The organism is Kitasatospora sp. NPDC004240, from assembly GCF_053603215.1.
Map to the genome: position 1 here is coordinate 1 of NZ_JBSGFD010000269.1, position 9,291 is coordinate 9,291.

The 9,291-nt window shown below is 75.2% G+C and carries 6 protein-coding genes; all 6 read left to right on the top strand.

What is annotated here, in order from left to right:
• A partial coding sequence (locus tag ACWEQL_RS38435) for a hypothetical protein (protein WP_452155585.1) occupies nucleotides 1-1,434 on the top strand: 1,434 nt, incomplete at its 5' end.
• Nucleotides 1,435-1,657: 223 nt separating this feature from the next.
• Entirely contained in the window at nucleotides 1,658-4,552 is a 2,895-nt protein-coding gene (leuS, locus tag ACWEQL_RS38440; protein WP_452155587.1) for a leucine--tRNA ligase, read from the top strand.
• Between the two features lie 421 nt (nucleotides 4,553-4,973).
• Nucleotides 4,974-5,795, top strand: a complete 822-nt coding sequence (locus tag ACWEQL_RS38445) for a hypothetical protein (protein WP_452155589.1) — start codon at nucleotides 4,974-4,976, stop codon at nucleotides 5,793-5,795.
• Nucleotides 5,796-6,007: 212 nt separating this feature from the next.
• Entirely contained in the window at nucleotides 6,008-6,853 is an 846-nt protein-coding gene (locus ACWEQL_RS38450) for a DegV family protein (protein WP_452155591.1), read from the top strand.
• A 182-nt stretch (nucleotides 6,854-7,035) separates the two neighbouring features.
• Nucleotides 7,036-7,830, top strand: coding sequence for a helix-hairpin-helix domain-containing protein (locus tag ACWEQL_RS38455; RefSeq protein ID WP_452155593.1), 795 nt, complete (start codon nucleotides 7,036-7,038; stop codon nucleotides 7,828-7,830).
• A 230-nt stretch (nucleotides 7,831-8,060) separates the two neighbouring features.
• The coding region (locus ACWEQL_RS38460; RefSeq protein WP_452155595.1) for a ComEC/Rec2 family competence protein at nucleotides 8,061-9,291 on the top strand (1,231 nt) is incomplete at its 3' end.

The following is a 9,291-nucleotide window of genomic DNA, read 5'->3' on the forward strand; positions in this document are numbered from 1 at the left end:
GCGGCGGCCCGCAGTGGCACATCGAAGGCCACTCCTTCGAGCTCAAGTTCCGAGCTGCCGGATTCCGCCAGTACGTACGACAGCCACCCCAGCCCCGAGCGGCTGGCCCGCGAGGTCAACCTGACGCTGCCGCCCGGCCTGGCGATCAGCTCGACCGCCCCGTACAAGTGGCGCGACCGCGGCATGGTGCCGCGCAGCCCGCACGACCAGGCGGTCTGCGAGGTGCTCAGCCGCACCCTCGGCATCGCCGTCACCTACGAGCAGCTCTGGGGCCCGATGGGCGGCCGCCGCGGCGCCAAGATCCTCTCGCCCCGGCTGCTCACCGACCCGTGGACGGCCGACACCGCGCAGACCGCGCTGCGCGAGACGGCCACCGACGCCGGGCCGGTCAGCCTCACCGACCTGTTCCGCGGCGCCGAACTCGAACAGGCCGCCCGGCGGCTGGCCACCCCACCGCCCCCGGTGACCGGCGGCGAGGGCGCGCTGCGGATCACCCCCACACTGACCGCCGACCTGCGGCAGTCGTACCGGGGCAAGCTGCGGCTGGAACGCGCCTGCGGCGGCGGCCTGGTCCTCGGCCCGGCCCGCGCCGAACTCGCCATGGTCGCCAAGCTGCTGGAGCTCGGCGGCTACGACGAGGCGCTGGGCCGGGAGCTGTACGGCGCGGCCAGCCGGCTGGCCCGGCTGATCGGCTGGGCCGGCTACGACCTCGGCCACGACGCCCTCGCCCAACGCGCCTGCGCCGCCGCGCTGCGGGCCGCCCACGTCGGCGGCGACCCCCGGCTCGCGGTGGACGTCGCGGGCTGCCTGGTGGCACAGGCCACTCACAGCGCGGCGGGGCGGGAACCGGCGGCGGTCGCGCTGCTGACGGCCGCGCTGGAGACCGCGGGGGAGGCGCTCGCCCCGGCGGACCGGGCGGTGCAGCTCGGGCGGATCGCCCGTGCGCACGGGCGGAGCGGCGCGGTGCGGGACGCGCGGACGGCGGCGGAGCTGGCGGTCGGGGCGCTGGGCGCGGTACCGGGCGGGTCGGTCGAGGGGGCGGTGGCGGGTGGAGGGATCGGGGACGCCGGGGCCGTCGGGGAGGCGGGGGTCGGGGACGCCGGGTCCGGGGCGGTCGGGCTCGGGGTGACCGGGAGCGGTGCGCTGGTGCTCGGGCTGGTGGGGGAGGCGTACCTCTTCCTCGGCGACCACGAGCGCGCCCGGCCGCTGCTCGCCACCGCGGTGGCCGGCCTCGGCGAGGGCCGCGCCCGGGCCAGGGCGCTGCTGATGGTCCGTCTGGCCGACTCCTACCGTCGCACCGGCGAGCACGGGGAGGCCGCCCGGATCGCCGAGCGGGCCAGGTCGCTGGCCGCGGGCATGCAGTCCGAACGGGTGGCCCGGGCGCTGCGCGACTTCGACGCCGCCTCACGGGTGGTATTGCCGGGTGAGCGCTGAGTGGCTTGCGGTACCCTGAGCCCATGCGAACCGTGCGCCTGCTCCTTAGCCGGCCGCGCTGACCAGGACCGGCTGAGCCTTCGGGCGGTGCCGGAGTCGGCGTGGCGTCCCCTCCTGCGAGGGGCTTTTTTGTTTTCGCCGCCTGTGATTTCGCCGCCCGCTGCGTTCCGGGGAGTCGGCCGAGTGCCGGTCGCCAACTGACATCGATGGAGCTTGAAGGACCATGAGCGAGACGACACCTGCGTCCGGTGCGGCCGAGGCCGCCACCGAGCCCTTCCGCTACGGCGCCACCCTGGCGGCGGAGATCGAGTCCCGCTGGCAGGACATCTGGGAGAAGGAGGGGACGTTCAACGCCCCCAACCCCACCGGTGCCCTGGCCGACCCGGCCTCCGGCGACGTCTCCGCGAAGCCGCACAGCTTCATCATGGACATGTTCCCGTACCCCTCGGGCGCGGGTCTGCACGTCGGCCACCCGCTGGGCTACATCGCCACCGACGTGTACGCCCGCTACCAGCGGATGACCGGCCACAACGTCCTGCACACCCTGGGCTACGACGCCTTCGGCCTGCCCGCCGAGCAGCACGCCGTCGCCACCGGCCAGCACCCCCGGATCACCACCGAGGCGGCCATGGCCAACATGCGCCGCCAGCTGCGCCGTCTGGGCCTGGGCCACGACTCGCGCCGGTCGATCGCCACCATCGACCCGGACTACTACCGCTGGACCCAGTGGATCTTCCTGCAGATCTTCAACTCCTGGTTCGACCCCGAGGCCGGCAAGGCCCGCCCGATCGCCGAGCTGGTCGCCCGGTTCGAGTCCGGTGACCGGCCGACCCCGGACGGCCGCGCCTGGGCCGAGCTGAGCGGCGCCGAGCGCGACGAGGTGCTGGGCGAGTACCGGCTGGCGTACGCCAAGGAGGTGCCGGTCAACTGGTGCCCCGGCCTGGGCACCGTGCTGGCCAACGAGGAGGTCACCGCGGACGGCCGCTCCGAGCGCGGCAACTTCCCGGTGTTCAAGTCCAACCTGCGCCAGTGGATGATGCGGATCACCGCGTACTCCGACCGCCTGATCTCCGACCTGGACCTGCTGGACTGGCCCGAGGCCATCAAGCTGCAGCAGCGCAACTGGATCGGCCGCTCCGAGGGCGCCCGGGTCGACTTCGCGGTCGGCACCGACCGGATCACCGTCTTCACCACCCGTCCGGACACCCTGTTCGGCGCCACCTACATGGTCCTGGCGCCCGAGCACGAGCTGGTCGACACCGTCGTCCCCGCCGCCTGGCCGGCCGGCGTCCCGGAGAAGTGGACCGGCGGGGCCGCCACCCCGGCCGAGGCCGTGGCCGCCTACCGCGCGGCCGCCGCCGCCAAGTCGGACGTCGAGCGCCAGGTCGAGGCCAAGGTCAAGACCGGCGTCTTCACCGGCGCGTACGCCACCAACCCGGTCAGCGGCGAGCCCGTCCCGGTCTTCATCGCCGACTACGTGCTGATGGGCTACGGCACCGGCGCCATCATGGCCGTCCCGGCGCACGACCACCGCGACTTCGCCTTCGCCCGCGCCTTCGAGCTGCCGATGCGCTGCGTCGTCAAGCCGACCGACGGCCGCGACGAGGACCCGCACACCTGGGACGACGCCTTCGACACCTACGACTCCGTCATCGTCAACTCGGCGCACGACGAGGGCGAGGAGAACGGCGTCTCGCTGGACGGCCTGAGCGTGGTCGAGGCCAAGGCCGCCGTCACCGCCTGGCTGGCCGGGCGCGGCATCGGCGAGGGCACCGTCAACTACCGCCTGCGCGACTGGCTGTTCAGCCGCCAGCGGTACTGGGGCGAGCCCTTCCCGATCGTCTACGACGAGGACGGCGTGATGCACGCGCTGCCCGAGTCGATGCTGCCGGTCGAGGTCCCCCAGGTCGACGACTACTCGCCGCACACCTACGACCCGTACGACTCCACCTCCTCGCCGAAGACCCCGCTGTCGCGCAACGAGGACTGGGTCAACGTCGAGCTGGACCTGGGCGACGGCCCGAAGAAGTACCGCCGCGAGACCAACACCATGCCCAACTGGGCCGGTTCGTGCTGGTACGAGCTGCGCTACATCGACCCGGCCAACGGCGAGAAGGTCGTCGACCCGGCCAACGAGCGCTACTGGATGGGCCCCACCGAGGCCAAGCCGGCCGGCGGCGTCGACCTGTACGTCGGCGGTGCCGAGCACGCCGTGCTGCACCTGCTGTACGCCCGCTTCTGGCACAAGGTGCTGCACGACCTGGGCCACGTCTCCTCGGTCGAGCCGTTCCACAAGCTGTTCAACCAGGGCATGATCACCGCCGACGTCTACCGCGACGAGCGGGGCTTCCCGGTGCCGGCCGCCGAGGTCGAGGAGCGCGACGGCCAGTACTTCTGGCAGGGCGAGCAGGTCAGGCGCGAGGCCGGCAAGATGGGCAAGTCCCTGAAGAACGCCGTCGCCCCGGACGAGATCGCCGACGAGTACGGCGCCGACACGCTGCGCCTGTACGAGATGTCGATGGGCCCGCTGGACGTCTCGCGCCCGTGGGACACCCGCGCGGTCGTCGGCTCGTACCGCTTCCTGCAGCGGCTGTGGCGCAACATCGTCTCGGAGACCACCGGCGAGCTGGTCGTCACGGACGAGGAGCCGGACGAGGCGACCCTGCGCGCGCTGCACAAGGCCGTCGACGGCATCCGCGGCGACATGGCCGGGCTGCGCTTCAACACGGCCGTCGCCAAGGCGATCGAGCTGAACAACTTCCTGGTCAAGCGCGGCTCCACGCCGCGCACGGTCGCCGAGCAGCTGGTGCTGGTGGTCGCCCCGCTGGCCCCGCACATCGCCGAGGAGCTGTGGCGCCGGCTGGGCCACGACGACTCGCTGGCCTTCGCGGACTACCCGGTCGCCGACCCGGCGTACGTGGTGGACGAGACGGTCACCTGCGTCGTGCAGATCAAGGGCAAGGTCAAGGCCCGTCTGGAGGTCGCCCCGGCGATCTCCGACGCCGAGCTGGAGGCGCTGGCCCTGGCCGACCCGGCGGTCGTCGCGGCGATCGGCGACGCGCCGGTGCGCAAGGTGATCGCGCGGGCGCCCAAGCTGGTGAACATCGTCACGGGCTGACGCCGCTCCGGTCGGCGGCGTTCTGGTCGGTGCTGTTCGGGTGCGGGGCCGCGAGCGCCGACGCCGTTCGGGCGATGCCGTGAGCGCCGACGCCGTTCGGGCGCGGGGCCGTATGGACAGGCGTCGTACGGGCTGACGCCGTTCGGGCGCGGGGCCGGCCGGGCACCTCTCGGGGTGTGCGGCCGGCCCTCCGCCGTTCCGGAGGCGGCGGAGCGGGGTAAGGGTCTCCCGGGGTCCGTCCCCTCAGGGGGACCTCCTCGGGGGGATCCCCGATCTGTCCCTGATCTCGGCCGTCGGGCGGCCGTTCGGGCTGCCGGTGGCCCGGCCCGGCCGATACCGTGGAACCCTCGGTGGCCCGGCCCGCGTTGGGCCTGGTGGGGGCGGCTCGGCGCGGCTCCGGATGGCTGGAAGGCGGCTTGTGATGGAAGCGCTCGGCGTGATGATCGGGCTCGCCATGCTCTTCGGCGTGACCCTGCTGGTGCTGGCGGTGGTCGGTACGGTCAAGGCGGCGAAGGTGGTGGCCTCGAAGGCCGCGAAGGAGGCCGCCAAGCAGGAGGCCAACGCACGGCGGGCCTTCGAGAACGTGGCACTCAAGGCGAAGACGTACACCAAGATCGGACCGCAGGCGCAGATCGCGTCCGTGCGGCTGTCGCTGCGCACCTCGCTCGACAACACCCGGCAGGTCCTGCAGGCCGGGCTCGCCGAGGACACCCAGCTCGGGGAGTCCCTGCAGCTGCTGGCCCGGCTCGACGCGCTCGCGGCCGACCTGGACAAGGAGCTGCGGCTGCTGGAGCGCGAGCCCGATGTGGGCCGGATCGCCGCCAGGCTGCCCGAGCTGCGCGAGCGGGCCGAGCGGATCACCCACTCCGCGGAGACCATGCGCTGGGCCGCCCAGGACCGGATGCACCGCTTCGCGGACGACGAGCTGGGCCGGCTGAGCAAAGAGTGCGAGAACGAGGCGGGGGCGCTGCGGCACTGGGACACGGCGGGCTCGGCGGGCGGGTCCGGTGGGTCTCGTGGGGCCGGTGCGGCCGGCGGCTCCGGCGCTCAGGGCCAGGCGGGTGCCTCCGGGGCGGCCGCTCCGTCCGGGGCGGCGGCCCGGGAGGAGGCGCCGCGGCGGGCCGGTCTGCCGGCGGGTACGTCCGGGCGGTCGAGCGCCGAGGAGCTGCTGGGGCTGGCCGACCCGCTGGCCCGGCTGGGCGAGCGGCTGCGCAAGCCGAGCACCGGTCCGTCGGCGGGCTGACGGCGGACCGACGGCGGACCGATGGCAGGGCCGGCCACGGGCTCCGGGTCCGGGGCGGCCGCCGTGCGCGGGGACGGGCGGGGTGCGCGGGGACGGGCACGGGCGGGGTGCGGCCTCCGGGCCGCCACCTGCCGGTACGCCCGTGGGTGACCGCCGGGCCGGTCGCGGCCCGGCGCTGTCGTCGGCGCCGGACGCGGAGTAACCTCCGGCACATGCCCGCCGACCTCGCACTCGTCACCGACTCCACGGCCTACCTGCCGCAGGAGGCCATCGACCGCCACGGGATCACGGTCGTCCCGCTGAGCGTCGCGGTCGGCGACACCGTCCTCGCGGAGGGCGTGGAGATCTCGCCGAAGGACGTCGCCGAGGCGCTGCGCGGCAAGCAGCGCGTCACCACCTCGCGGCCCAGCCCCGAGACCTTCGCCGCCGCCTACCGCGCCGCCGCCGAGGCGGGCGCGCGCGGGATCGTCTCGGTGCACATCTCCGGCGAGCTGTCCGGCACCCAGGAGGCGGCCCGGCTGGCCGCCGCCGAGGTGCCGGTCCCGGTGGAGGTGGTGGACAGCCGGTTGGTGGGCATGGCCCTCGGATACGGGGTGCTGGCCGCCGCCGAGGCGATCGCGGAGGGCCGGGACCTGGCCGGGGCGGCCCGCGCGGCGACCGACCGGGCGGCGCTGACCGGCGGGTTCTTCTACGTCGACACCCTGGAGCACCTGCGCCGGGGCGGACGGATCGGCGCGGCCAGGGCCCTGCTGGGCTCGGCCCTGGCGGTCAAGCCGCTGCTGCACCTCCAGGGCGGGCGGATCGAGCCGCTGGAGAAGGTCCGGACGTCCTCCCGGGCGATCGCCCGGCTGGAGGAGATCGCGGTCGAGCGGGCGGGGGAGCACGAGGTCGACATCGCCGTCCACCACCTGGCGGCCGAGGACCGCGCCGAACCGCTCGCCGAGCGCCTGCGGGCGCGGGTGCCCGGGCTGCGGGAGCTGTACGTGAGCGAGGTGGGCGCGGTGATCGGCGCGCACGTGGGGCCGGGGCTGCTGGCGGTCGTGGTCTCGCCGCGCTGAGGCGCTCGCCGGCCCCGGACGGACGGATGGCCTCACTCGTGAGGGTGAGGGGAGTTTTCCACAGGCTCGGGTTGTCCACAGGTTCCGGGTGATGTCCCCGCGCTCGGCGCGGGTCCTCTACGGTGCTCCGCATGATGACTTCGAGTGCTCGTTCGCGTACGCGTAGTGGTGGGTCCGACCGGATGTCCGCGCTGTTCCCGGCCTCCGCGCAGGAGGCGGAACGCTTGCTGGAGGCGTCTCCGGAGGCGTCCCGGGAGCCGTCCCCGGAGGCGCCGCCGGACGCCGGTGTGCCGGGGCCGGGCCCCCCGGCCCGGACGCGTGCGGAAGAGGCGGGGGCGTCCGGGGCGGGGGCCGTTCGGGCGCGGCTCGGCTCCGCGGCCGCGCTGGACCGGCGGGCGGTGGCCGGGCTGGCGGTGCTGCTGCTGATCGCGCTCGCCTACGCCGTGCAGCACTTCTGGCTGGGCCGGCCGCAGCCCGTCCAGGTGCCCGAGCCGCGCGCCGATCCGGCGGGCGTGGTGATCGCCGCGCCCTCGCCGTCCGCGACCGGTGCGGGGCCGGAGACGGTGGTCGTCGACGTCGCCGGGAAGGTGCCGAGCCCGGGGGTGCGCAGCCTGCCCGGCGGCTCCCGGGTGGCGGACGCCCTGCGGGCGGCGGGCGGCGCACTGCCCGGCGCGGAGACCAAGGGGCTCAACCTCGCCCGGGTGCTGACGGACGGCGAACAGGTCCTGGTCGGCGAGAGCGCCCCGCCGGCTCCCGGCCCGGCCCCGGGCAGTGGGGTGCCTCCGCAACCGATCAGCCTCAACCGGGCCACCCTCGAACAGCTCGACGCCCTGCCGGGCCTCGGCCCGACGCTGGCCCGCCGCATCATCGCCCACCGGGACTCGCACGGACCGTTCCGCTCGCTGGAGCAGCTCCGTCAAGTCGGAGGGATCGGAGAACGCACCTACGCGGACATCCGTCCGCTGCTCGTTCTCTGAGGCCGTGCCCTCCGTTTCCGTGCCTTCCGGATCCGTGTCCGCCGGATCCGTGCCCTCCGTTTCCGTGCCTTCCGGATCCGTGTCCGCCGGATCCGCGCCCTCCGTTTCCGCGCCCTCCGGATTCATGTCCGCCGGATCCGTGTCCGTGGAAACCCACCGCCGCCGATACCCCTCGGCCTCCGAAGGGAGGTGCCGCCATCACCCGTCCCGCCGTCCTTCTGCCCACACCCGTGACCGCCGATCTCCGGCTGCTCGCGCCCGCCCTCGCCGCCTGGGCGGTCACCGCCCTGACCCTCCCTCTGGGCCCCGGCCACGGGACCGTCCTGACGGTCGCCGCGCTCGCCGCCTGCGGTGCGGGCGTACTGCTGCTGGTCCGTCCGTCACCGCGGTGCCGGGATGCGGCGATCACCGCCGCCGCCGTCCTGCTCACCGGGGCGGCCGCCACCGCGGCCACCCTGCTGCACACCGCCGATCTGTACCGGGGGCCGCTGCCGGAGCTCGCCCGCCCGGCCGCGTCCGTCCCCGGCGATCCCGACGGGCCGTCACCACCGGCCCCGGAGGTGTCCGTCGAGCTGACGGTCACCGGCGACCCGCGGAGCCGTACCTCGCGCACCCGGGGGACGAACCCCGGTCGGGCCCTGCTGACGGTGGAGGCGGTGGTCGACCGGGTCACCCTCCCCGGCCGGCCCGAGGCGGCGACCCGGACCCGTACCCCGGTGACGGTTATGGTGCGGGCGCCGGACACCGGTCCGTGGCAGCCGCTGCTGCCCTCCACCCGGCTGGCCGTCGAGGCCACGGTCGTGCCGCCGGGGGAGCGCGGGGCCGGTGAATCCTCGGCCGTGCTGCTGGCGCACGGGCCGCCCAGGGTGCTGGCCGGGCCGGGGCTGCCGCACCGGATCGCCGGTCGTCTGCGGGCGGGCCTGCGCTCGGCCACCGACGGGCTCCCGTCCGATGCCAGGGGGCTGCTCCCGGGGCTGGTGGTCGGCGACACCTCACGGCTGCCGGACGACCTCCGGGACGCCTTCCGGGCCACCGACATGGCGCACCTGACGGCGGTCAGCGGGGCCAACCTCGCCATCGTGCTGGGTGTTCTGCTGGGCGCGCCCGGCCGGGCGGGGAGTACCGAACGCCGGGGCCTGGCCGCGCTGTTCGGCATTCCGCTGCGGGCCACCGCGGTCCTGGGCGCGGTCGTCACGCTGGGCTTCGTCCTGCTCTGCCGGCCCGAGCCCAGTGTGCTGCGGGCCGCCGGGACGGGACTGATCGGGCTGCTGGCTCTCGCCACCGGGCGCCCCCGGCAGGCGCTGCCGGCGCTGGCGGGCACCACCCTCCTCCTGGTGCTGCTCGATCCCCAGCTGGCCCGCTCGTACGGGTTCCTGCTCTCGGTGCTGGCGACCGGCGGGCTGCTGCTCCTCGGCCCCCGCTGGGCACGGGCGCTGCGGGCCCGGGGCTGGCCGGCCCGGC

Excerpts from the sequence above, each read along its gene's own strand:
- ACWEQL_RS38445 (WP_452155589.1), top strand. The coding sequence starts at position 4,974 with ATGGAAGCGCTCGGCGTGATGATCGGGCTCGCCATGCTCTTCGGCGTG.
- ACWEQL_RS38450 (WP_452155591.1), top strand. The coding sequence starts at position 6,008 with ATGCCCGCCGACCTCGCACTCGTCACCGACTCCACGGCCTACCTGCCG.
- leuS (WP_452155587.1), top strand. The coding sequence starts at position 1,658 with ATGAGCGAGACGACACCTGCGTCCGGTGCGGCCGAGGCCGCCACCGAG.
- ACWEQL_RS38455 (WP_452155593.1), top strand. The coding sequence starts at position 7,036 with ATGTCCGCGCTGTTCCCGGCCTCCGCGCAGGAGGCGGAACGCTTGCTG.